The organism is Bradyrhizobium sp. B025, assembly GCF_042257955.1.
In the GTDB taxonomy this organism is placed as follows: domain Bacteria; phylum Pseudomonadota; class Alphaproteobacteria; order Rhizobiales; family Xanthobacteraceae; genus Bradyrhizobium; species Bradyrhizobium diazoefficiens.
In genome coordinates this window covers 201,781-222,357 of sequence record NZ_CP170150.1, presented here as the reverse complement: position 1 = coordinate 222,357, position 20,577 = coordinate 201,781, and the positions used below count along the sequence as shown (strand labels likewise).

Here is a 20,577-nt window from a genome sequence, read left to right as displayed (position 1 = left end):
GCCCAGCTGCATGCGGCCTGGCCGTGCAACCGCATTAATGCTCAGGTAACCGGCTTTCCTAAGGTTTGGGCCATTTGTGCGGTGTATTCATGTTCCTCCAGGGAGGGGGAATGCGCCAGGTCTTTTCCACGGTGGCAGCCGGAATGTCCTTAGCCGCAAAGAACGGCTGGGCGGCCTTGGCGCGGCGTGGTCCTGTCCTGTGGCTGACCCTGTGCGGCGTGTTGCTGGTCGCGGGGATCTTCGCCGTGACCGCCATGGCCGTCGGCGAATTCCGCGAGCGAACCCTCACCAACCGCGAGCGCGAGCTGGAAAACACAGTGCAGCTGATCGCGCGGCATTTCGATCAGCAATTCGAGGATTCCGACGTCGTCGCCGCCGATCTGATCGGGCAGATGAACCTGCCGGGCATCGCCTCGCCCGGGATGTTCCGCGAGCGCATGTACGGACCTGCCACAAACCAGATGCTGCGCAGCAAGGTCAGCTCGGTCTCCTATCTCGGAGACATCGCGATCTACGATGCCGACGGCGAACTGATCAACTGGTCGCGGGCCCAGCCGTTGCCGAAGATCAACATCTCCTCGCGCGCCTACTTCCAGACCTTCAAATCGGACCCGATGGCCGAACCGGTGCTGCTGGAGTCCGTCCGCAGCTTCATCATCGGCAAATGGACCACGGTCGTCGCACGCCGGCTGAGCCTGCCGGACGGCACCTTCGTCGGTGCGATGGTCCGGCGGATCGATCCGGACAGCTACCAGAACTATTTCGCATCCGTGGCGCTCGCCGAAGGCACGGCGATCTCGCTGTTCGATCGCGAAGGCAAGATGCTGGCGCGCTATCCGCATGTCGAGGAGCTGATCGGCAGGAGCTTCAAGACCGCGCCGCTGATGCACAAGGTGCTGACCGAGGGCGGCCATCAAACGCTTCGCGTCAGGAGCCCGGTCGACGGCGAGGAGCGGCTTGGCTCAGCCGCGTCGCTGAACCATTTCCCGCTGGTCATCGTTGCCACCAACACCACGGCGGCGGCGCTTGCCGACTGGCGGCAGCAGACCGGCTTCATGGTCACGACGGCCGCGCTTTCGGCCGTCGTGATCGCGCTGATCCTCTTTCTGATCATCCGCCAGATCAACCGGCAGAACCGCGAAGCCCAGGAGGGAATCGAAGCGGAGCGGCTGCGGCTCGACACGGCCTTGAACAACATGTCGCAAGGGCTGATCCTGTACGACGCCGCCGGATACATCGTCACCTGCAACCGCCGGTACGCCGACATGTTCGGCCTCTCCCACGACGTCATCAAGCCCGGCTGTCACATCCGTGAGGCGATGTACCATCGCAAGGAACGTGACGCGTTCGACGGCGACGTCGAGGAATTTTGCGACGACGTCATGAGGACCGTCGCCGAAGGCACGGTCTCCACGAGAACCCATCAGATCGCCAACGGCCGCGCCTTCCAGGTCATCAATACCCCGCTCGCGCAGGGCGGATGGGTCGCCACGATCGAAGACATCACCGAGCGCCGCAACCTGGAACAGGAGCGCGATCGCAACCACACCTTCCTGCGCGAGATCATCGACCATATTCCCTCGCGCATCACCGTGAAGGACGCCCACACGCGGCGCTACCTCCTGGCCAACCAGGTGGCCGAGGAACAACTCGTCACCGCCCCCGAGACGATCGTCGGCAAGACCGCGTTCGACCTTTATCCGACGGACGCCGCCGAGATCATCACCCGGGACGACGACAAGCTGCTGCAATCGCCGGACGGACTATTTCTGGATGAGCACATCTGGAGCACCCCGACCATCGGACGGCGCTACATCACCTCGACCCGGATCGGCATTCGCGACAAGTCCGGCGAGCCGCGCTACATCATCAATGTCGTCGAGGACGTCACCGAGCGGCGGCGCGCCCACGAGAAGATCGCGCATATGGCGCACTACGATGCGTTGACCGACCTGCCGAACCGTACGTTGTTCCGCGAGCAGATCGAACGCGAGCTGGCGAAGGTCGCCGACGGCGGGCAGTTCGCGCTGCTCTACATCGACGTCGACGAATTCAAGGGCATCAACGATTCGCTCGGCCATCACGTCGGCGACGAGCTGTTGAAGGCGATCGCCACCCGCCTCCGTGGCTGCCTCAAGAAGAGCGACCTGATCGCGCGGCTCGGCGGCGACGAGTTCGCAGTGATCCAGACCGGAATCCAGTCCCGTGCCGACGTGCTGTCCTTCGTGACGCGGATCTACGAGGCGATCCGGCAGCCCTATCACTGTCTCGGCCACCAGCTCTCCACCGACGCCAGCATCGGCATCGCGCTGGCGCCGCAGGACGGCAACGATCTCGACCAGCTGATCAAGAACGCCGACCTCGCGATGTACGGCGCCAAGGCCGAGGGACGCCGCACCCACCGCTTCTTCGAGCCGGAAATGGACGCGTGCGCCAAGGCGCGCCTGACCATGGAGCAGGATCTGCGTCAGGCCCTGGTGAACGGCGGCTTCGAGATCCACTATCAACCGCTGGTCGATCTGCGCTCGGGCGAGGTCTCCGGCTGCGAGGCGCTGCTGCGCTGGCGCCATCCCGAACGCGGCGGAATCTCGCCGGCGGAGTTCATTCCGATCGCCGAGGATACCGGCCTGATCAACGAGCTCGGCGACTGGGTGCTGCGCATGGCCTGCAACGAAGCCGCGACCTGGCCGGCGCATGTGCGGGTTGCGGTCAACGTCTCGCCGGTGCAGCTCAAATGCGACACGCTGGCGCTCAGGATCGCCGGCGCGCTCGCCGCCTCCGGGCTCGATCCGCGCCGGCTCGAGCTCGAGATCACCGAGGCCGTGCTGATCCGCGACGACGAGGCGGCGCTCGCGATCCTGCACCAGCTTCGCGCCATCGGCGTGCGGATCGCGCTCGACGATTTCGGCACGGGCTACTCGTCGCTGAGCTATCTGAAGCGCTTCCCGTTCGACAAGATCAAGATCGACCGCTGCTTCGTCGCCGACATCGCGGAGACGAGCGGCGCGCCCGTGATCGTGCAGGCGGTGGTGAACATTGCCGCCGCGAGCCACATGACCACGGTCGCCGAGGGCGTCGAGACCGAGGCCCAGCGCGAGCTGCTGCGCGCGCTCGGCTGCACCGAGATGCAGGGCTATCTGTTCAGCGCGCCGAAGCCCGCCAGCGAGGTGCGAAAGCTGTTCGGCCCGAGCCACGCCGTTCCGGTGGCGGCGGTGGCCTGAGATGGTGAGATCCGCATCGCCGTCATGGCCTTGCGGATCGCCCATGGCGCCAGGGAGCCGGCGACCACGTCACCCTCAGCGTCGGCGTCGCCAGCCACATTCCCGGCGAGGCCGACGGCACCCCCGACCGGCTGCTGGGCCTGGCCGACCAGGCGCTTTATGCGGCAATACGGCTTGGCTGCGACAGCCTGCCGGTTCCTGGCCGCATTGCCCGCAAATCAACGTGGCCGAACACGGCGGAAGCGGTTGCCCACCCCTCGCCAATCGGCTAAATGAGGCCCCACTGCACCCGTAGCTCAGCTGGATAGAGCGTTGCCCTCCGAAGGCAAAGGTCACACGTTCGAATCGTGTCGGGTGCGCCAGCCTTGTCGCCGTCTTCACGCCAGCGCCTAGCTGAGCATCGAGATCATCGCCTGGATCTGGTCCGAGGCGGACGCGACCAGGCCGTCGTAGGACGTCTGGCCGTGTGCGGCGGCCTTCAGGATGCATTCGGCCACAGCCGCTTTCAGACCGAAGACCGATTGATGGGCCGGTACGCTCGCCATCACGGTCTCCAGCGCTTGACGCATCGTGCGAATGAGCTCGGAGCTGTATTGCATGGGTTGTCCTCCGCGCCCTCATATTAGATCGCGTGCCCATGCTTGCCACTCACAAGCCTGAGACTGTTCTTTGAACCTGGTCGAGACTGAACGCCTCAATTCAAACGCCAGATGGCCGCATTGAGCAGGCCGGCAAACGCGGCCGAGGCTGCGTAAGGCGCGAAAAGCATCGATCACGTCGCGCTTCTCCTTGCGCGATTGTATCATCTCCCCATGAGCGATTCCGGCACGGTGACTGGCGACACTTCGCCCGTCCGCAAGATCATCCATATCGACATGGATGCGTTCTATGCGTCCGTGGAGCAACGCGACAATCCGGAGCTGCGCGGCAAGCCGGTCGCGGTCGGAGGCTCCGCGGAACGCGGCGTCGTCGCGGCCGCCAGCTACGAGGCCCGCAAGTTCGGCGTTCGCTCCGCGATGCCGTCGGTAACGGCGAAGCGGCAATGTCCCGACCTGATCTTCGTCAGGCCGCGCTTCGAGGTCTACAAGGCGATCTCCAGGCAGATCCGCGACATCTTTGCCGAATACACGCCGGTCATCGAGCCGTTGTCGCTCGACGAGGCCTATCTCGACGTGACGGAAAACCTGCAGGGCATTCCGCTGGCACGGGACGTCGCGCTGCGGATTCGCGAGAAGATCAAGGCCGAGACGGGGCTCAACGCTTCGGCGGGCATTTCCTACAACAAGTTTCTCGCAAAACTCGCCTCCGATCATCGCAAGCCCAACGGCCAGTTCGTGATCTCTCCGGAGATGGGACCCGCCTTCGTCGAGGCGCTGCCCGTCGGCAAATTCCACGGGATTGGCCCGGCGACCAGTGCGAAGATGAACGCGCTCGGCATATTTACCGGTCGCGACATGCGTAACCAGACGCTGGAGTTCATGAACGCGAATTTCGGCAAGGCGGGTGCCTATTACTATTGGATCTCACGCGGTGTCGACGAACGTCCGGTGCGGGCCAACCGGATCCGCAAGTCGATCGGCGCGGAGACCACGTTCCAGGCCGACCTCGACGAATTCGACGCGCTGGTCGCCGCGCTCAAGCCTCTCGTCGACAAGGTCTGGCGCCATTGCGAGGCGACCGGCAATCGCGGCCGCACCGTCACCTTGAAGATCAAATTTGCTGACTTCGAGATCATCACACGCAGCAGGTCCGCACCAACACCGGTTGCAGGCCGGGACGATCTGGAGCGGCTGACCTGCGGCCTGCTCGAAGTCGAGATGCCACTGCCCAAGCGCGTCAGGCTGTTGGGCGTATCGCTGTCTGCCCTCCAGGACGGGGATGATCCGGAGCCGCAGCTGACTTTCGGCATCTGAACCGGATGGACGGTGACGAGATTTTTCAAAAATCGCTTCCGAGTGTGCCGCGCGCAACGACGGCTAGGAAACCAGCCTGGTGCGAAGCCGCCTGTACTCGTCATCCGTTACGGATCCCGCCCTTCTGAGCTGATCAAGCTTGGTAAGCTCGTCTGCAACGCTGAAGCCGACGATGTGCCGCAACTCCTCGCGCGCCCGCTGAGCTTGCTCGGCGTTACGTTCGGCCATGCTTCGCCCTTGCGTAATGAGGTATGCAAAGATGCCGAGGTAGGAGGTCAGAACCAGCGCGAGCACCCATAGTGCCTTGCCCCACCCGGAGATGTCGTGGCGCCTGAACAGGTCGCCATAGATGACGATGAGCAGCCAGAACCAAACGACGAATGCGAATATCGCAATCATGTCCATCAGGAAATTTCGGTACGTGAATCCCTCTTGAACGAAGAACATTGCAATCCCCTCGTTGAATTACCGTTCTCGATCCGTCGCTCCACTTAACGGCAGTACCGATGCGACACGCGGTGCGATCTTCCGCTGCTCGAGCGGTACCAGCAGCTGCCGTTCCGCCAATAATATCTATGCCAATGCCGATGCCGCCGGTGGGCGCCGGCGATCGCTCCGGCCGTAGCTCCTATCGCAGCGCCGCGACGACCGCCGACGGCACCGCCGATGACCGCACCCCGAAGCGCGCTCTGAGGATACGATTCGCTGGAAGGGAACGTTCCCGCGAACGCGAGCAGGATGACGAACAGTGCAAGCTTTCGCATCTGAGCGTGCCTTTCCTGATTGGACGCGTCTACCGCGCAGATAACCGCAGAACGGTTTATCTCTGAGGGTGATCAGCGCCGCCGCGGAGCGGCATAGCGTGGATTGATGCCGCAATATGCGTTCGTGCCGGAAGCGGCAGCCAGACATTGCGGGCGTGTGGCGAACTGGCAATTGCCCGGAAAGCCCCAGTTGCGACCACGCAGGCAGTAACGATCCGCCTCGGCGGCCTGGGCCGGCCCCGAGAATACAACGGATAAAAATGTGGCAAGCAATGCCAGCATCGGAACGGCACGATGCATCTCGACCTCCATGGATGGATGGAGGCGAATTATATCGCCGACGCGTCGGCCATACCGCCAGTAAAAGCCCTTGCCAGACGCTGCGGCGTTTATTGATGCGACCTGCGGCGAAAAGCGCCCACGCTATCGCGAAAATCTCAAGCTCGGGGCTGCCTGAAGGCGGCCGTATCAATTGACGGCGTCACACCTTCACGGCGGGGGTCTCCCCCGCCGATCTGATCTTCCTTCACGACCAGCAATGGTCAATGCCTCACATGCTCGAACACGACGATCACACCCGTCGGCTCCGGCTCGTGGGCCATCAGGCGCGTGAGGTCGGCATCGCTCCAGTCGGCGAGGCTGACGACTTCGCCGGTCTGGCGCTCGGCGCCGAGCGACGGGGTCGGCTCGAGGACCTTCAGGCCCGTCTCGTCGACGAAGAAGGTGTGCTCGCCGAACATGCTGTTGAGCTGCGGCATGGCGGGATGCTCGTCGGGCAGCACCTGGGCGCCGAGTTGGTTGACGGTCTGCTTCACCTGTTCGGATGTGAGCTTCATGGGCTGCTCCGTTTCTGTCGTGCCGGGTTTCATTGAGTTGAGCTAGGACGGGCGTTCCCTGCGCCTGTGTCGCCTGGCTCAAATTCCCGAACGGGTGCTGCGCACAAATGTTCCGGTGAAATGTATTTCGTGATCGCGGGTTTCATCCGCCGCGCTCACGGCACGGGATCGCCACACGATGTCCACGATCTGCCTGTGAGCGGCTCTAATCGGCAGCTTCGACGATCCGGATGTCGCGGTCCGCGCCGTCGCCGAGCAAATCATGGGCAGCCTGATAGGCTTCTCCTGATGCCTTTTGATCCGTTACTCGCTCCTGACCTCGCCGACCGAGAGCGCGCAGATGCGTGACAGATATGTGTAGGGCAGACCGGTCTCCTCGGCCCACGCGTTGAACTGCGCCTGCACTTTTGCGAGATCGCCCTTCGACTTCACCTCTTCGCCGATATCGAGGCCGGCACCGCGCAGGCAGGCCACGACGTCCCTGGAGGTGACGAAACCGTCCCAGCCGACGAAGCGCAGCAGCATCTGGCCGGTATTGCCGCCGAGCCGGCTGCCGCGCTTGGTGAGGAGATCGAGCAGGCCGATTTCGTCGGACGACGGCCACTTCGCCAGAAACTTGCCGAAGCTGCCGTGCTCCTTTGCGATCGCCTGGACGAAGGCGGCGTTGTCGCGCACCGACATGATCTTTGCGCCGTTGCGCACGATCCGCGCATCGCGCAGCAGGCCTTCCCAATAGTCTTCCGGCTGGAAGGTGAGCTTGGCCGGCTGGAAATGCAGGAAGGCCGCTTCAAAGCCGTCCCATTTCGAATCGATCACGCTCCAGGCAAACCCTGCGCAAAACACCCGCCGGGTCATCTCGGCGAGGATGCGGTCGTCGCCGAGCTTGGCCAGACGCTTGAGGTCGGGCTTGTCGGGCATCAGCCTGTCCAGCGCCTTGGGGCCGCCCTTGCGCTTCTCGGCGCGGGCACGAATGATCTTGAAGGGGGTCATGCGGACACGAGCGATTGAGGATATGCCACGACAGCAGAATTCGATGGTCCGGTCCAGACCTGCGACGCCCGATGCCCTGCATGCCGCGATACGCCGCGGCATGCTCCGGCTCATTGGATTGACGCGAGGGGGCGGCCGTGCTGGTCTGCTTCTTGCTTTTTGCCGTTTTGGAATTCCCAGACAATTTCAATCGCGAACGGATTTCAAATGCGCTGCCTGGTCGTGGCTGACCTGCACTACGCGCTGCCGCAGTTCGACTGGCTGGTCAGCGCGGCGCCGCAATTCGACCTGGTGATCTTCGCCGGCGATGCGCTCGATATCGGCTCGATGGTGGATTTTCGCGCGCAGATCGTGGTGGTGAAGAAATACCTCGCGCTGCTTGCCGGGAAGACCCGCGTGATCATCTGCTCCGGCAATCACGACCTCGACGAGCGCAACGCGGAAGGCGAGAAGATCTCGCGCTGGATCTCGGAGGTGCGCGAGCTGGGGATCGCCTGCGACGGCGACAGCCTCACCATCGGCGACACCCTGTTCACGGTGTGCCCGTGGTGGGATGGACCGCTGGTCAAGCAGCGCATCGCCGACCAGCTCCGCGATGCCGCGGCGAGCCGGCCGCAGCGCTGGATCTGGGCGCATCATGCGCCGCCGGCGAATTCGCCGACGAGCTGGGGCGGCAAGCGCTTCTTCGGCGATGTCGAGGTGGTGCAGTGGATCATGCAGTATCAGCCGTCGATGGTGATCTCGGGACATGTGCATCAGTCGCCCTTCATCGCCGACGGCTCGTGGTTCGACCGGCTGGGCCAGACCTGGGTCTTCAACGCGGGCCTGCAACCGGGCCGGCCGCCGACGCATATCGTGCTGGATCTCGATGCCAACAAGGCGTTCTGGCTGGCGGCGGGCGAGGCGCAATGGCTCGATCTCGACGCGCCGCTGAAGCGGCCGGCGGCCTTGGTCGAGGCACCGCCGGACTGGCTTACATTCTTGGATCGGATTGCCGATCCGAGCCTGGCGAGACCTCAAGCGGCGGCAGGTTGATCATGCTCTGAAGCACTTCGCCGACCATGGCCAGATGCGTGCCGTGGCCGGCATATTGCCGCTTGAGATCGGCAAGATAGGTGTTGGCGACGTTGAGCCGCTGCGCCAGCATCTTCGCGATCAGCAGCGCCACCCCCGGCTCCTGCTTCAGGAACGAGGCGGCATCCTCGAACTCGTAGACGATTGCATCGGAGCAGGCCCTGACCGTCGCGGTGTGCGGCTGGCCCAGCAGCACCGACATTTCGCCCAGCACCGCGCCCGGCTCGGTGACGGTGGCGACCACCATCTCACCCTTGAGCACCTCGAGCTTGCCCTGCATCAGCACATAGAGATGGCCGCTGGTGCCGCCCTCGGTGACGACGACCGTACCGGCCGCAACCTGCCGCTCCGTTCCGCCGGTGCAATAATCCAGGACTGCGCGCATCGCCGAAAGCTCCCATCGCTGGGGATACCCATCGCCGGGATACTAGAGCACGATCCGTGCCACGCGGCAATTCGACCTGCGTAGAGCTATCGCGACAGGTGCTTTGCGAGGTGAACCGACTGCCAGTCGCCGAGCCCGGTATCCCTGAACCCGGCCTTCTTCGCCAGGCCGAGCATTTCAGCATTCGTTCGCGCGGTCTCGCCGGCGATCATCTCGTGGCCGAGATCGATCGCGCGCGTCTCCATCGCCGTCATCATCTGGAGGCCAAGGCCCAGGCGCTGGAAGGCGTCGGCGACCGAGATGGCAAACTCGCCGTGCCGTGCGGCCGCATCGTAGGCGTAGTGCGTTTCGCCGATGATGTTGCGCTGCCCCTCCTGCCTGAACTCGGCCAGCAAGGTGAAGTGACCGGGACGGTCGGCCTTCGCCACGCATTCGGCCGCGACCACGGCGAGGTCGGCGCGCGCACCCATGAAACGCTTGTTGCGCGATGACGTGGACAGGCCGGTGAAATAGACCGACAGGTCCTCCACATCGGACGCACTGGCGGCCCTGATGCAGACCATCCCCTTCGCTTCGGCCAGTTCGACCGGCGCGACGACGCCCCCCGGAAACAGCTGTAGCATGCGTGACGCTCTCGGCAGGTTGCGTGGACCGCACACCTAGCCGAGGCCGTGCACGCAGCGCTTGGACATCGCCGCCAATCATGCGGCTAAAAACGAACAGCTCGTTTCCCTGTGCCCCGCGTCACACCCGCGAGAGTGACGGCACCTCCTCGGGCATGATCGCCTGGAGGCCGCCGAAGCGCCGCTCACGGCCGTGGAACGCGGCGAGCGCCTCGGCGAGATCGCCCGCATCGAATTCCGGCCACATCCGCTCGGTGAAGTGCAGCTCGGCATAGGCGCCTTCCCACAGCAGGAAGTCCGACAGCCGCTTCTCGCCCGAGGTGCGGATGATGAGATCGACGTCGCGCAAACCGGCCTCGCCGGTGACGAGCTGCGAGAACGCTTCGCGGGTGAGGCTGGTCAGCGCCGCCGCCTTCGCCGCCGCGTTGAGGATGGCATCGCGCGCGGAATAATCGACGGCGATGCGGAGGTGGAGCGTGCTGCCGTGGGCGGTGGCCGCTTCGGCCCGCGCGATCGCATTCGCGATGCCGTCAGGCAGCCGGTCGCGGCGGCCGATCACGGTGAGACGCACCCCGTTCTTCACCAGGCTCTGCACCTCGTTGGCGAGATAGAAGCGCAGCAGGGTCATCAGCGCTGCGACCTCGGCCTTCGGCCTTCGCCAATTGTCGGTCGAGAACGCATAGAGCGTCAGCGTGCCGATGCCCTGCTTGGGCGCTGCCTCGACGATGCGGCGGATCGTCTCGACGCCGGCCTCGTGGCCGCGCAGCCGCGACAGGCCGCGCCGCGTCGCCCATCTGCCGTTACCGTCCATGATGATACCGACGTGAAGCTTCTCGCTGCGAGAGGTCATGTCACTTTGCATTGCAAAGTCTCCGGTCAAAAAAGGGGAGGATCAGGTCGAGATGATACCGAGACGGCCGAGCGGCGGCGCTTCGCGACCGGCGGCCTTGGCGGCGTCGCGCACCAAGCGCTCGAGCACGGCCAGATAGTCGAGGAAGCGGCGGCGGCCTGCCCTGGTCAGCCGGCAAGTGGTGTGCGGACGATTGCCCTCATAGCCCTTGGTTACCTCGACGAGGCCGGCCTCCTGCAGCACGGCAAGATGCCGGCTGAGATTGCCGTCGGTAAGGCCGCAGAGCTGCTTGAGGTCGGCGAACGCCAGCCCCTTCGGATGCGCCATCAGCGAGGTCAGAAGCCCGAGCCTCGCCTTCTCGTGGATGACGCGGTCGAGCCCTTCATAGGAAAAAGGCGCGCTGTCAGTCTTCGACATCATGATCTCCGGACGCAAAATACAGAATGCCCGCCATCACCGACTGGCCGATCACGAAAGGCAGGCCCATGGTCCACGGCGACAGCGTGTGGGTTCGGCTCGTGAGCACCACGACCGCGAAACCGGAAACGAAATACCAGGCGCCGGCGAGCGCGACGGTGCGCGGCAGCGAGCGAATGGAGGCGAAGATGCCAAGCGACACCAGGATCTGCCACAGACCCGGCAACAGCCACAGCGTCTCACTCGCGAACTTCCACATCACCACCGCAAGCAGCACGCCGGCAACGCCTGCCGGAAGGAACTGCTCGACCGCCTGGTGGATCATGGCGTCGGCAAGGCCGGAATGATGGCGGCGTGAACGCGCGCGCATCTCGATCCCGATCATCAGGCCGGAGACCACGGCGGCGATGAACCAGCCGAAGAAAAAGCCAAGCGGCTCTCCGGTGGGGTCGCCGAGCAGCCAGAATTGCAGGATTGCCGTAATCAGCGCGACACCGCCGGTCGCGACCATGGTTGCCGGGCCGTAGCCGCGGAACGCCGTGCCGGCCGCAATCTGGCTGCGGATCGCCACGATGTCGGCCAGTGCCTTGTCGAGATCGCGCATCGGCAACGCCAGAACCTCGCTCGACCCCGCTTGTCGGGATCCGTTACTTTGTACTGCAAAGTATATAGCATTGCAAAGTAGGCGCAAGCCCGAAGGCTGCCCGAGGAAACACGCCCCAACCGAACAACTGCCGGTTGCACCAATGGGGACCGGCCGGATAAGATGAGCCAATAGCGTTCCGGGGGCGTGGAGATGTTCAAGACGACTGTTGTTGCGTGCGTGCTACAGATGATCCTGGCCGGGGTGGCCCATGCGGCGGGGCCTTTCGGCACGATCCGCGTCGGCAACTGGAACGGCGGCGCCTATTCCAATGATTCGACCGGCGCGTTCTCTCACTGCGCCGCAAGCACACCTTACGCCAACGGAGTCACCTTGCTTGTTGGCCAGGATGCAAACAGCTCTTGGCTGCTCGGCTTTGCCAATCCGGCATTTCGCTTCAAGAAGGGTGAGAACCTGACGATCGACGTAACCTTCGACGGTCAGGCCGAGGTAAGACTCTTCGCGACCGCGTTTTCCGAGGTCATGGTCTCGGCGGTTCTGCCCACCAACGTCGCCCGCGCGCTCCAGAAGGCGAGCCTGATGGTGGCGGTGGCGAGAGGTACGCCCTTTCAGTTCAGCCTGACGTCAACTGCGCCTTTGGTGGCTGCGATTACCAATTGTGTGACCAGAGTCAAAACCGACGGCCTGGATAAGGCCGGCGATTTTACAAAGATTGCCGCCAAGCCGCAGACCGCGCCGGACAAGCAGGCATCACCGGCGACCGGCGGCAAATCTGCTCGAACCAAGAGCGGCACCGGCTTCGTGGTCAGCGCCAACGGCCACGTCGTCACCAACAACCATGTGATCGACGGCTGCGTCGGCGACATCAAGGGCAACCTCACCGGCGAGGCCTCGATGGCGCTGCGCGTCGTGTCGAGCGATGCGAACAACGATCTCGCTTTGTTGCAGGCGCCGTCGACGGCGGCTTTCAAGGACTTTGCCCGTATCCGCGACCGCTCGATCCGCTCCGGCGATTCCGTCATCGCGATCGGCTTTCCTTACCATGGAATGCTGACCTCGGACTTCACCGTGACGACCGGTATCGTGAGCTCACTCAGCGGCATGCGCAACGACACGCGCTTCCTGCAGATCAGTGCGCCAGTGCAGCCCGGCAACAGCGGGGGCCCGCTGTTCGACGCCACCGGGCAGATCGTGGGCGTCGTTACCGGAAAGGTCGACGCGCTCCGCATCGCCGTAGCGACCGGCAACATTCCCGAGAACATCAACTTCGCCATCAAGACCGGCGTGCTGCGCGACTTCCTCGACAATTCCGTGGTGCCCTATCAGACCGCCGAGCCTAAGGCCGAGCTCAAGACCACCGACATCGCCGGCAACGCGCGGCCCTATACGATGCTGATCTCGTGCAACGCGACGGAGCAGGCCGACGCGAAGCGGTAGCCCTCACGAGCAAGGCAAGCTGCCGCGCCGACCACTGCTGTCATTCCCCGCGAAGGCGGGGAACCCAGTACGCTGCGGCCTCTCGTCTCTATCACTCCCCTCTCGGAGTACTGGATCGCCCGGTCAAGCCGGGCGATGACACCTTTGATGTGGGCAGGGCGTACCCGCCCCCTCACCCGTGGCAGCACGCACCCTTCGTCGCCTGCGGCTCGTACTGGTCGCGCAGGCGCACCCAGTCCATCGGATAGGGCAGCCCCTCCTCGTGACGGCCGAGCGGGGTGAGGTCGAGGTACTGATAAGCGGCGTTCATCATGTCGAGGCCGCGGGCGAAGCAGGAATAAGTGTGGAAGATCTCACCGGCCTCGTTGCGGTAGAACACGCTGATGCCCGGCAGCTCCGGCCCGTAGATCTTCGTGGTGCCGAAATTGTACATCGGCTTGCCCGTGGCGATCTGGTCCGGCGAGAACGTCACGCCGTAATCCCGGTTGAAGTCGTTGCTTCCCGACGAGACCCAGTCGAAGGTCCAGCCCATCCGCGTCTTGAAGTCCTCGAGCTTTGCGATCGGCGCCAGCGAGATTGCGACCGTCGCGGTATCGCGCGCGGCCAAATGCGGCACCATGCGATCAAGACCGTCGGCCCAGAACGAGCAGCTCTTGCAGGCCGCGTCCCAGTCGGGCGCGAACATCACGTGCTGGACGACGAGCTGCGGACGCCCCTTGAAGAGATCGCCGAGCGTCACCTTGCCGCTCGGTCCGTCGAATACGTAGTCCTTGTCGACCTTGACCCAGGGCAGCGCGCGGCGCTCCTCGGCGAGGCGCTCGCGCGCCGCTGTAAGCTCCTTCTCATGCGCCATAAGGGTCTTGCGAGCCGCGATCCATTGCTCGCGCGATACGATCTGATGGGGTTGCATGACGGTCTCCTCTGACAGAAATCAGGCGACGAAGGCATCGAGCTTGTCGAGGAACGAGCTCCAGCCCCGCCGATGGTTGTCGCGTGCGGCCTCGTCGAAGAACTGGGCGTGATGAAAGATCATCAGCGTGCCGGCGCTATCCGGCTTGAACGAGATCGTGACCAGCGATTCGCGCTCGGGCGTCGAGTGCCAGGCCCAGGTGAAGACCAAAAGCTCGTTCGGCACGACCTCGCGATAGGTGCCGCCGGCCTCGAAATATTCGCCGTCGTCGCTGACGAAGCTGATGCGGTAGCGACCGCCGGTGCGAACGTCGAGCTCGGCGGTCAGCGTCGCCGGTTTCATGTTCGGCGGCCCGAACCATTGCGCTAGCTGCGCGGCCTGCGTCCAGGCGGCGTAGACTTTTTCCGGCCGCGCGCGGAGCCGGCGCGTGAGCGTGAGGCTTGGACGTTCGCTTGGACGTTCTGCCGGGCGCTCGGCGCTGCGGGAATCGGCGTTGACGGCTGTGTTGGCCATGTCTCTTCCTCCACGAAGGCGGCAAGACGATCTAGATTGTCGGACCAGAACTGCGCGTAACGATTGAGCCAGTTCATCGCCTGCTCCATCGGCTGCGCGGTGAGCCGGCACGAGACCGTGCGACCGGTTTTCTCGCGCACGATCAGGCCTGCGTCCGTGAGCACATCGAGATGCTTCATGATCGCCGGCAGCGAGACCGGAAACGGCGCGGCCAGCTCGCTCACCGACAGGCTGTCCTGCTCGCCGAGGCGGGCGAGAAGCGCACGCCGCGTCGGGTCGGATAGCGCCGCAAAGGTCCGGTCCAGCGTCTCGTCCTGATACTTAACCATATGGTTTAGTATAGACGTGAACGAGAAGGCGTCAAGCAGGAACCCGCGCGCCCGGATCTGCACGATCAGCTGATCAGGCAGACGTCAATGAGAGGCGCCGCTAGTATGGCGGAGCGTGCCGGGCTCGCGGAGCCGGCTGAGGTGGCGCTCGCGTGACCAAGGCTGGATTCTGACCGCAAAAGCCCTTGCGGCCTGAGGCGCTCAGCAGACACTGCTCCCGGGTTTGATAGGAGCAGTCGCCGGGATAGCCGTATTCCGAATCCTGAATGCACCACGCATAGTCCGCCCGCGCCGGGCTGCCGCCGGCGAGCCACACAAGGACCATGGTGCCCAGCACGAATTGCGCCTTGCGCATGACCGATCTCCCATGTTCGCCGCGCGACATGCGACCTCACAGAGAGAAAGGCTCGCCGAGCCAGTTTATTCCGGAGCGATCACGCGAAAATGCGCCGCTGCGGGTTTCGAGATGACTTCGTGCGGCTAGTACGGCGCGACGGGCCGCGTGCGCCGGCGCGGCTGCGGTTGGCGCTGCGGCACCTGGCCATAGGCCATGAGCGGATTGGGGCCGCAGTACAGCAGCCGGCCAGACACACTGGCCAGACACTGCTCGTAGGTGCTGTAGGCGCATTCGCCGGGATAATCATATTCGCCGCCCTGGGCGCACCAGGGATAGTCGCGCGCCGCGGCGGGCGTGACGGTGACGACACCGGCAAGGACCGTCGCACCCAATGTCAGCAGGACCAGTTGCGTCTTGCGCATGTCCCAACTCCTCTCTTCACGGCGCCAGATACGGCGCCATACATCATCAGGTTTCGCCGGGCCGCTTTATTCCAGATCAACGAGACAACGCGCGCAAGAAAAAAAGCCCTGCCGAACGGCAGGGCTCCAATTCCGATCATCACAAGATCGCTACTCGACCTTCAGGCCGGCGAACTCGACGACCTTCTTCCACTTCTCGGTCTCGGCCTTGATCTCCTCGCCGAACGCCTCGGGGGTCTGCACCCGCGGCTCGCCGCCGAGCTCGACCAGACGCTTGGTCATGTCGGGCTCCTTCATCAGCGTGTTGATCTCATCGTTGAGCTTGGCGATGATTTCCTTCGGCGTGTTCTTCGGCGCCCCCATGCCGAACAGCGCGCTCGCCTCGTAGTCCTTCACGGTCTCGCCGATCGCCGGCACGTCGGGCAGTTGCGGCGAGCGCTGCGCGGTGGTGACGCCGATCGCACGCAGGCTGCCCGAACGGATGTGCTGGATGATCGAGGGCATGTTGTCGAAGATCACCTGCACCTGACCGCCGAGCATGTCGGTGATCGCGGGCGCCGCGCCGCGATAGGGCACGTGCTGCATCTTGCAGCCGGTCATCGCCATGAACATCTCGCCGGACAGGTGCACCGAGGTGCCGTTGCCTGACGAGGCCATGTTGACCTTGCCGGGATTGGCCTTCACGTATTCGATGAACTCGGCGACGGTCTTGGCCGGCACGTCCTTGTTCACGGTCATCACGTTCGGCACGCGCTGGAACGAGGCGACCGGCGCGATGTCGCGCACGAAGTTGAACTTCAGGTTGGTGTAGAGCGAGGCGTTGATGTAGTTGGCCGGATTGACCAGCTGCAGCGTGTAGCCGTCGGGCTCGGCATTGATCACGGATTCGGTGGCGATATTGTTGCCGGCGCCCGGCTTGTTCTCGATCACGAATTGCTGGCCGAGCTTTTCCGACAGCCGCTGGCCGATCAGCCGTGCCAGGATGTCGGTGGCGCCGCCCGGCGGATAGCCGACCACCCATTTCACCGGGCGAGCCGGATAATCGGCGGCAAGGGCCTTCGACAGCGGGCTGGCTGCAAGAGGAGTGGCGGCAAGCAGGCCCAGCGCGGTACGGCGAGTGATCATTTCAAGGGTTCTCCCAACGTGTTGTTCTTGAAAGCCAGATATCTTGAAAGCGTCGTCGGCGGCGTTGTAACAAAGCCGGAAGCACGCGGAAAGTGCGCAACGCACATGGCGACGAAAGGATAAGGCATGCCGGTCAAGGTCGAGGCCCTCGATCACCTCGTGATCAACGTCGCCGACGTCGCGGTGACCGCGGAGTGGTACCGCAAGATTCTCGGCATGGAAGTCAAGGTGTTCGACCCCGGCGGCGGCAAAGCGCCGCGGACTTCCCTTCAATTCGGTAACCAGAAGATCAACGTCCGGCCGCGCGATGCCGACAAGGTGGAGTGGTTCACCGCCGATCACCAGACCGCCGGCAGCGAGGATCTGTGCTTCCTCACCTCCGCCGCGCCCGACGAGGTGGTGGCGCATTTGCAGGCACATGGCGTCGCGATCGAGGAAGGCCCGGTTCCCAAGCAGGGCGCCCGCGGCACGCTGCGCTCGGTCTATTGCAGGGATCCGGACGGCAGCCTGATCGAGATCTCGTCGTACGAAAACTAGACTCGTCATTCCGGGGCGATGCGAAGCATCGAACCCGGAATCTCGAGATTCCGGGTCTGGTCCTTCGGACCATCCCGGAATGACGAATGAGAGAACGAGCGCGCGGCCACTGCACAGCGCACACCGCCCCCGATTTGCTCCCCGCGCCGTCCGGTGGCAGGAAGACGCAATAATCAAAAGGCAGCCGCCATCAAGATGCAGGCTGCACGGGAGGACGCATGCCCAATCAACAGACCGCAGCCGGAATCGTGGGCCCGTTTGACGGGCTGGATGTGCCCTGGCTCCTGAAGATGCGCGCCGAGGTGCGCAGCTCACATCCGTTCCTGATCTGGGCGCCGTTCGACGCGCCGGCGCGGCACTGGAGCTATGGCGAGTTTCACGAGCGGGTCGGCGCGCTCGCGGCGGGGCTGGCGAAGCGCGGCGTCAGGCCGGGCGAGTATGTCCTCATTCACCTGGACAATTGCATCGAGGCGCTGCTGGCCTGGTTTGCCTGCGTCGAGCTGGGCGCCATCGCAGTGACCACCAACACGCGTTCGGCGCCGGCCGAGATGGAGTATTTTGCGGATCATTGCGGCGCGGTTGCCGCCATCACGCAACCGTCCTACGCCGAGATCCTTGCAAAGCACTGCCGCAATCTGCGCTGGATCGCGGTGACCTCGCACGATGCGGGCGCGGCGCCGGCACAGCCCGTCGCGCACGGCGACAGCTTCGAGGCGCTGTTCGCCGACAGCGCCGACCGTCCCGGGCGCATGGCCGATCCGCTCGCGCCGTGCAGCGTGCAATACACCTCCGGCACGACGTCGCGGCCGAAGGCGGTGCTGTGGACCCACGCCAACGCGCTGTGGGGCGCCAAGGTCAACGCCGCGCATGAGGACCTGCACGCCGGCGACGTGCACCAGGCCTATCTGCCGCTGTTTCACACCAACGCGCTGGCCTACTCCATGCTGGCGACGCTGTGGGTCGGCGGCTCCTGCGTGATCCAGCCGCGCTTCTCCGCGAGCCGGTTCTGGGGTGTCGCGCGCGAGCACGGCTCGACCTGGACCTCGACCATTCCCTTCTGCATGAAGGCGCTGCTCGAGCAGGAGATCCCGAAGGACCACAAATTCCGCCTGTGGGGCAGCGCCGTCAACGAGCCGCCGGCCTTTGCCGCGTTCGGCGTCAAGATCATCGGCTGGTGGGGCATGACCGAGACCATCACCCACGGCATCGTCGGCGAGGTCGATCAGCCCAACATCCCGATGTCGATCGGCCGCGCCGCGCCTGAGTACCAGATCCGGATCACCGACGATGACGGACGGCCGACCGAGGTCGGCGACACCGGCAATCTCTCGATCAAGGGCATCCGCGGCCTGTCGCTGTTCGCCGAATATCTCCACAACGAGAAAGCCACGCGCGAGAGCTTCGACGCGCACGGCTTCTTCCTCACCGGCGACCGCGTCGAGCGGCTGGCGAACGGCTTCATCAGGTTCGGCGACCGCGCCAAGGACATGCTGAAGGTCGGCGGCGAGAACGTCGCGGCCTCCGAGATCGAGCAGGTGATCGCGCTCGTCCCCGGCGTGCGCGAGGCGGCGGTGGTGGCGAAGAAGCACCCGATGCTGGACGAGGTGCCGGTCGTCTTCATCATCCCGCACGGCGGCGTCGCGGGCGCAGCGCCGGACCTGCATGACAGCGTGATGGCCGCCTGCCGCAAAGGCCTCGCCGACTTCAAGGTGCCGCGCGAGATCAGGCTGGTCGACGACATGCCGCGCTCGACGCTGGAGAAGGTGGCGAAGGCGGAGCTGAGGAAGATGGTGGGGTGATCACAGTCGTTCCGGGGCGGTGCAAAGCACCGAACCCGGAACCTCGAGATTCTCAGGTGCGCAACTGCGCACGATAGTTCGCGCTGCGCGCGCCCCGGAATGACTCGTCAAGAAGTCAAAACGACCCCAGCGCCACGGGCCTGAACGCCTGCAGCAGCTGCTGGTCGAGCTTGCCGCCCATGCCTTCCATCATCGTGAAGGCGCGGGAGTGGGTGAAGGGCATGCGGTAGGCGCGCTTCTCCACCAGGGCGGCGTAGATGTCGACGATCGTCGTCAGCCGCACGATGTCGCTGATCTGGTTCGACGACAGGCCGTTGGGATAACCGCTGCCGTCGAGGAATTCGTGGTGATGCAGCACGACGTCGAGCATCTCCGGCGGGAAGCCGCCCTGGGCTGCGAGCGCGTCATAGCCGCGGCGCGGATGCTGGCGGACCTCGTCCATCTCCTCGTCGGTCAGCTTGCCGGGCTTGTCGAGCAGCGCGGAAGGAACGAAGGCCTTGCCGACGTCGTGCAGCAGCGCGGCGCGGGTCAGGCGGCGCTGGTCGTCCTCGCGCATGCCGAGATGCTGCGCGAAGGCGACCGCAAATCCGGTGACGAACAGGCAGTGGCGATAGCTGCCGACATGGTGGCAGCCGACCGTGGTGAGCCACTCGCGCAGCGAGGAGTGCTTCATCGCCTTCAGGATCTTGCTCTCGGCGGCGATGACGTCGTCGAAGGTCAGGGGCACGCCGAGCGGCAGCTTCTCGAACATCTTGGCGAGCACCGCGTGCGCCGCCTCGACGCCGCGGTTGAGCGTCTTGCCGCGATCGGTCGCGTCATAGGTGGCGGTGTCGGGAAACGCGGCGCGGATGCGCTGCAGGATCGCGTCGGCCTGAAGCGGCCGCGAGATCGTGTCGGTGGCGCCCAGCGCCCAGGCCTGCATGGTGCCGTGGTGCAGGGCATCGGCGAGCACGAACAGCCGCGGCATCGAACGATAGGCATCGCCGCGCAGCTTGTTGCGCACCCGCTGCACGCTCTCGGGCGAGCGCAGATTGATGTCGACCACGAGGCCGGAGAGATCGCGCGAGGGCTTCTCGGGGATGTCCTGGGTCGTCACCGTCGAGACGTCGCCGACCGCCTTCAGGATGCTGGCAAGCTCGGTGCTCTCGTCGCTCCGGTCGGAGGCGAGCAGAAGCCGGCGTTTGGCGGCGGGTTTCACTGAGGCGTTCATGGCTTCCCCAAGAGAACGGGAGTGTTTCGGGCGAAAGCCTAAGCCGGATCAGGTTCTCCGGCCCTTAAGAGGCGTGCTCAATGGAACCTTCCGGAATTGCGCGCAATTTTACGGATTTCTGTTCCCGAGACGGGAACTGCAAAACAGTCAAAAACAACCCCATGCACGGTAGAACGGCCATTGAAGATAAAGGGGAATTTGGGTCCCACTGTCATCACCCGCGAAGGCGGGTGATCCAGTATTCCAGAGGCCGCGTGAGGATACGGAAAGGCCGCGGCGTA

General features: G+C 64.5%; 23 protein-coding genes, 1 tRNA gene and 1 pseudogene. 8 read left to right on the top strand and 17 right to left on the bottom strand.

Annotated elements, in window-relative coordinates:
- The first annotated feature begins 110 nt into the window (after positions 1-110).
- Both ACE10W_RS01040 and ACE10W_RS01035 read left to right on the top strand, forming a co-directional pair.
- Complete coding sequence (locus ACE10W_RS01040) at positions 111-3,221, top strand: EAL domain-containing protein (protein ID WP_304550166.1); 3,111 nt, start codon at positions 111-113, stop codon at positions 3,219-3,221.
- Between the two features lie 285 nt (positions 3,222-3,506).
- Positions 3,507-3,583 (top strand) — tRNA-Arg (locus ACE10W_RS01035).
- A 27-nt stretch (positions 3,584-3,610) separates the two neighbouring features.
- Here the strand turns inward: ACE10W_RS01035 and ACE10W_RS01030 are convergent.
- Positions 3,611-3,820, bottom strand: a complete 210-nt coding sequence (locus ACE10W_RS01030; RefSeq protein WP_060909506.1) for a hypothetical protein — start codon at positions 3,818-3,820, stop codon at positions 3,611-3,613.
- 213 nt (positions 3,821-4,033) lie between these two features.
- Between ACE10W_RS01030 and dinB the strand changes: the two genes are divergently transcribed.
- Entirely contained in the window at positions 4,034-5,134 is a 1,101-nt protein-coding gene (gene dinB / locus ACE10W_RS01025; protein WP_304550117.1) for a DNA polymerase IV, read from the top strand.
- A 63-nt stretch (positions 5,135-5,197) separates the two neighbouring features.
- Here the strand turns inward: dinB and ACE10W_RS01020 are convergent, their stop codons facing one another.
- A complete protein-coding gene (locus ACE10W_RS01020) occupies positions 5,198-5,581 on the bottom strand; it encodes an SHOCT domain-containing protein (protein WP_304550116.1) in 384 nt (127 codons plus the stop codon).
- Positions 5,582-5,715: 134 nt separating this feature from the next.
- Between ACE10W_RS01020 and ACE10W_RS01015 the strand changes: the two genes are divergently transcribed.
- Positions 5,716-5,964, top strand: coding sequence for a hypothetical protein (locus ACE10W_RS01015; protein ID WP_304550115.1), 249 nt, complete (start codon positions 5,716-5,718; stop codon positions 5,962-5,964).
- 6 nt (positions 5,965-5,970) lie between these two features.
- Here ACE10W_RS01015 and ACE10W_RS01010 read toward each other — a convergent pair whose 3' ends face one another.
- The 3 genes from ACE10W_RS01010 to ACE10W_RS01000 form a co-directional block, all read right to left on the bottom strand.
- On the bottom strand, positions 5,971-6,198 hold the full coding sequence (locus ACE10W_RS01010) for a DUF3551 domain-containing protein (RefSeq protein WP_028172576.1): 228 nt from the start codon (positions 6,196-6,198) through the stop codon (positions 5,971-5,973).
- Between the two features lie 242 nt (positions 6,199-6,440).
- Positions 6,441-6,734: a hypothetical protein gene (locus ACE10W_RS01005; RefSeq protein WP_028172575.1), complete on the bottom strand. Its 294-nt coding sequence runs from the start codon at positions 6,732-6,734 to the stop codon at positions 6,441-6,443.
- A gap of 303 nt (positions 6,735-7,037) precedes the next feature.
- Positions 7,038-7,724, bottom strand: coding sequence for a DNA-3-methyladenine glycosylase I (locus ACE10W_RS01000; RefSeq protein ID WP_304550113.1), 687 nt, complete (start codon positions 7,722-7,724; stop codon positions 7,038-7,040).
- Positions 7,725-7,931: 207 nt separating this feature from the next.
- On the opposite strand from ACE10W_RS01000, the gene ACE10W_RS00995 reads away from it, so the two are divergent.
- Positions 7,932-8,759, top strand: coding sequence for a metallophosphoesterase (locus tag ACE10W_RS00995; RefSeq protein WP_304550112.1), 828 nt, complete (start codon positions 7,932-7,934; stop codon positions 8,757-8,759).
- On the opposite strand, the gene ACE10W_RS00990 is transcribed toward ACE10W_RS00995, so the two are convergent.
- The 5 genes from ACE10W_RS00990 to ACE10W_RS00970 form a co-directional block, all read right to left on the bottom strand.
- Positions 8,698-9,183: a Crp/Fnr family transcriptional regulator gene (locus ACE10W_RS00990; RefSeq protein ID WP_011083677.1), complete on the bottom strand. Its 486-nt coding sequence runs from the start codon at positions 9,181-9,183 to the stop codon at positions 8,698-8,700. The genes ACE10W_RS00995 and ACE10W_RS00990 overlap by 62 nt on opposite strands.
- 86 nt (positions 9,184-9,269) lie before the next feature.
- Complete coding sequence (locus tag ACE10W_RS00985) at positions 9,270-9,806, bottom strand: GNAT family N-acetyltransferase (RefSeq protein ID WP_304550110.1); 537 nt, start codon at positions 9,804-9,806, stop codon at positions 9,270-9,272.
- A gap of 121 nt (positions 9,807-9,927) precedes the next feature.
- Positions 9,928-10,668: a di-trans,poly-cis-decaprenylcistransferase gene (locus ACE10W_RS00980; protein WP_011083674.1), complete on the bottom strand. Its 741-nt coding sequence runs from the start codon at positions 10,666-10,668 to the stop codon at positions 9,928-9,930.
- A 30-nt stretch (positions 10,669-10,698) separates the two neighbouring features.
- Positions 10,699-11,073 (bottom strand): transcriptional regulator, encoded by a 375-nt coding sequence (locus ACE10W_RS00975; RefSeq protein ID WP_038965183.1) that lies wholly within the window; start codon positions 11,071-11,073, stop codon positions 10,699-10,701.
- On the bottom strand, positions 11,060-11,677 hold the full coding sequence (locus tag ACE10W_RS00970; protein WP_304550108.1) for a hypothetical protein: 618 nt from the start codon (positions 11,675-11,677) through the stop codon (positions 11,060-11,062). The genes ACE10W_RS00975 and ACE10W_RS00970 overlap by 14 nt, the downstream gene beginning before the upstream one ends.
- A 192-nt stretch (positions 11,678-11,869) precedes the next feature.
- On the opposite strand from ACE10W_RS00970, the gene ACE10W_RS00965 reads away from it, so the two are divergent.
- Entirely contained in the window at positions 11,870-13,114 is a 1,245-nt protein-coding gene (locus ACE10W_RS00965; RefSeq protein ID WP_304550106.1) for a S1C family serine protease, read from the top strand.
- Positions 13,115-13,286: 172 nt separating this feature from the next.
- Here the strand turns inward: ACE10W_RS00965 and ACE10W_RS00960 are convergent, their stop codons facing one another.
- The 6 genes and pseudogenes from ACE10W_RS00960 to ACE10W_RS00935 form a co-directional block, all read right to left on the bottom strand.
- Positions 13,287-14,024, bottom strand: coding sequence for a DUF899 domain-containing protein (locus tag ACE10W_RS00960; RefSeq protein WP_304550104.1), 738 nt, complete (start codon positions 14,022-14,024; stop codon positions 13,287-13,289).
- Between the two features lie 21 nt (positions 14,025-14,045).
- Positions 14,046-14,378 (bottom strand): annotated as a pseudogene (locus tag ACE10W_RS00955) (SRPBCC domain-containing protein); the annotation flags it as partial.
- Between the two features lie 11 nt (positions 14,379-14,389).
- Complete coding sequence (locus ACE10W_RS00950) at positions 14,390-14,929, bottom strand: helix-turn-helix transcriptional regulator (protein ID WP_011083668.1); 540 nt, start codon at positions 14,927-14,929, stop codon at positions 14,390-14,392.
- Between the two features lie 37 nt (positions 14,930-14,966).
- The gene (locus tag ACE10W_RS00945; protein ID WP_060912795.1) at positions 14,967-15,191 is read right to left on the bottom strand and encodes a DUF3551 domain-containing protein; all 225 of its coding nucleotides are present in this window, start codon (positions 15,189-15,191) and stop codon (positions 14,967-14,969) included.
- A gap of 155 nt (positions 15,192-15,346) precedes the next feature.
- Entirely contained in the window at positions 15,347-15,625 is a 279-nt protein-coding gene (locus ACE10W_RS00940; RefSeq protein WP_304550102.1) for a DUF3551 domain-containing protein, read from the bottom strand.
- Positions 15,626-15,775: 150 nt separating this feature from the next.
- Positions 15,776-16,750 carry a tripartite tricarboxylate transporter substrate binding protein gene (locus ACE10W_RS00935; protein ID WP_011083667.1) on the bottom strand — a complete coding sequence of 325 codons (975 nt, stop codon included), beginning with the start codon at positions 16,748-16,750 and terminating at the stop codon, positions 15,776-15,778.
- A gap of 126 nt (positions 16,751-16,876) precedes the next feature.
- Between ACE10W_RS00935 and ACE10W_RS00930 the strand changes: the two genes are divergently transcribed.
- Together ACE10W_RS00930 and ACE10W_RS00925 are read left to right on the top strand one after the other, a co-directional pair.
- Positions 16,877-17,287, top strand: a complete 411-nt coding sequence (locus tag ACE10W_RS00930; protein ID WP_011083666.1) for a VOC family protein — start codon at positions 16,877-16,879, stop codon at positions 17,285-17,287.
- A gap of 218 nt (positions 17,288-17,505) precedes the next feature.
- Positions 17,506-19,086, top strand: coding sequence for an ATP-dependent acyl-CoA ligase (locus tag ACE10W_RS00925; protein ID WP_304550099.1), 1,581 nt, complete (start codon positions 17,506-17,508; stop codon positions 19,084-19,086).
- A gap of 115 nt (positions 19,087-19,201) precedes the next feature.
- Here the strand turns inward: ACE10W_RS00925 and ACE10W_RS00920 are convergent, their stop codons facing one another.
- Entirely contained in the window at positions 19,202-20,296 is a 1,095-nt protein-coding gene (locus ACE10W_RS00920) for an HD-GYP domain-containing protein (protein WP_011083664.1), read from the bottom strand.
- Positions 20,297-20,577: the final 281 nt, after the last annotated feature.

Excerpts from the sequence above, each read along its gene's own strand:
- ACE10W_RS00990 (WP_011083677.1), bottom strand. The coding sequence starts at position 9,183 with ATGCGCGCAGTCCTGGATTATTGCACCGGCGGAACGGAGCGGCAGGTT.
- ACE10W_RS00985 (WP_304550110.1), bottom strand. The coding sequence starts at position 9,806 with ATGCTACAGCTGTTTCCGGGGGGCGTCGTCGCGCCGGTCGAACTGGCC.
- ACE10W_RS00970 (WP_304550108.1), bottom strand. The coding sequence starts at position 11,677 with ATGCGCGATCTCGACAAGGCACTGGCCGACATCGTGGCGATCCGCAGC.
- ACE10W_RS00960 (WP_304550104.1), bottom strand. The coding sequence starts at position 14,024 with ATGCAACCCCATCAGATCGTATCGCGCGAGCAATGGATCGCGGCTCGC.
- ACE10W_RS00980 (WP_011083674.1), bottom strand. The coding sequence starts at position 10,668 with ATGCAAAGTGACATGACCTCTCGCAGCGAGAAGCTTCACGTCGGTATC.
- ACE10W_RS00940 (WP_304550102.1), bottom strand. The coding sequence starts at position 15,625 with ATGCGCAAGACGCAACTGGTCCTGCTGACATTGGGTGCGACGGTCCTT.
- ACE10W_RS01010 (WP_028172576.1), bottom strand. The coding sequence starts at position 6,198 with ATGCATCGTGCCGTTCCGATGCTGGCATTGCTTGCCACATTTTTATCC.
- ACE10W_RS00975 (WP_038965183.1), bottom strand. The coding sequence starts at position 11,073 with ATGTCGAAGACTGACAGCGCGCCTTTTTCCTATGAAGGGCTCGACCGC.
- ACE10W_RS01000 (WP_304550113.1), bottom strand. The coding sequence starts at position 7,724 with ATGACCCCCTTCAAGATCATTCGTGCCCGCGCCGAGAAGCGCAAGGGC.
- ACE10W_RS01020 (WP_304550116.1), bottom strand. The coding sequence starts at position 5,581 with ATGTTCTTCGTTCAAGAGGGATTCACGTACCGAAATTTCCTGATGGAC.
- ACE10W_RS00935 (WP_011083667.1), bottom strand. The coding sequence starts at position 16,750 with ATGATCACTCGCCGTACCGCGCTGGGCCTGCTTGCCGCCACTCCTCTT.
- ACE10W_RS00920 (WP_011083664.1), bottom strand. The coding sequence starts at position 20,296 with ATGAACGCCTCAGTGAAACCCGCCGCCAAACGCCGGCTTCTGCTCGCC.
- ACE10W_RS00945 (WP_060912795.1), bottom strand. The coding sequence starts at position 15,191 with ATGGTCCTTGTGTGGCTCGCCGGCGGCAGCCCGGCGCGGGCGGACTAT.
- ACE10W_RS01015 (WP_304550115.1), top strand. The coding sequence starts at position 5,716 with ATGCCGATGCCGCCGGTGGGCGCCGGCGATCGCTCCGGCCGTAGCTCC.
- ACE10W_RS00965 (WP_304550106.1), top strand. The coding sequence starts at position 11,870 with ATGTTCAAGACGACTGTTGTTGCGTGCGTGCTACAGATGATCCTGGCC.
- ACE10W_RS01040 (WP_304550166.1), top strand. The coding sequence starts at position 111 with ATGCGCCAGGTCTTTTCCACGGTGGCAGCCGGAATGTCCTTAGCCGCA.
- ACE10W_RS00930 (WP_011083666.1), top strand. The coding sequence starts at position 16,877 with ATGCCGGTCAAGGTCGAGGCCCTCGATCACCTCGTGATCAACGTCGCC.
- ACE10W_RS00925 (WP_304550099.1), top strand. The coding sequence starts at position 17,506 with ATGCCCAATCAACAGACCGCAGCCGGAATCGTGGGCCCGTTTGACGGG.
- ACE10W_RS01005 (WP_028172575.1), bottom strand. The coding sequence starts at position 6,734 with ATGAAGCTCACATCCGAACAGGTGAAGCAGACCGTCAACCAACTCGGC.
- ACE10W_RS00995 (WP_304550112.1), top strand. The coding sequence starts at position 7,932 with ATGCGCTGCCTGGTCGTGGCTGACCTGCACTACGCGCTGCCGCAGTTC.
- ACE10W_RS01030 (WP_060909506.1), bottom strand. The coding sequence starts at position 3,820 with ATGCAATACAGCTCCGAGCTCATTCGCACGATGCGTCAAGCGCTGGAG.
- dinB (WP_304550117.1), top strand. The coding sequence starts at position 4,034 with ATGAGCGATTCCGGCACGGTGACTGGCGACACTTCGCCCGTCCGCAAG.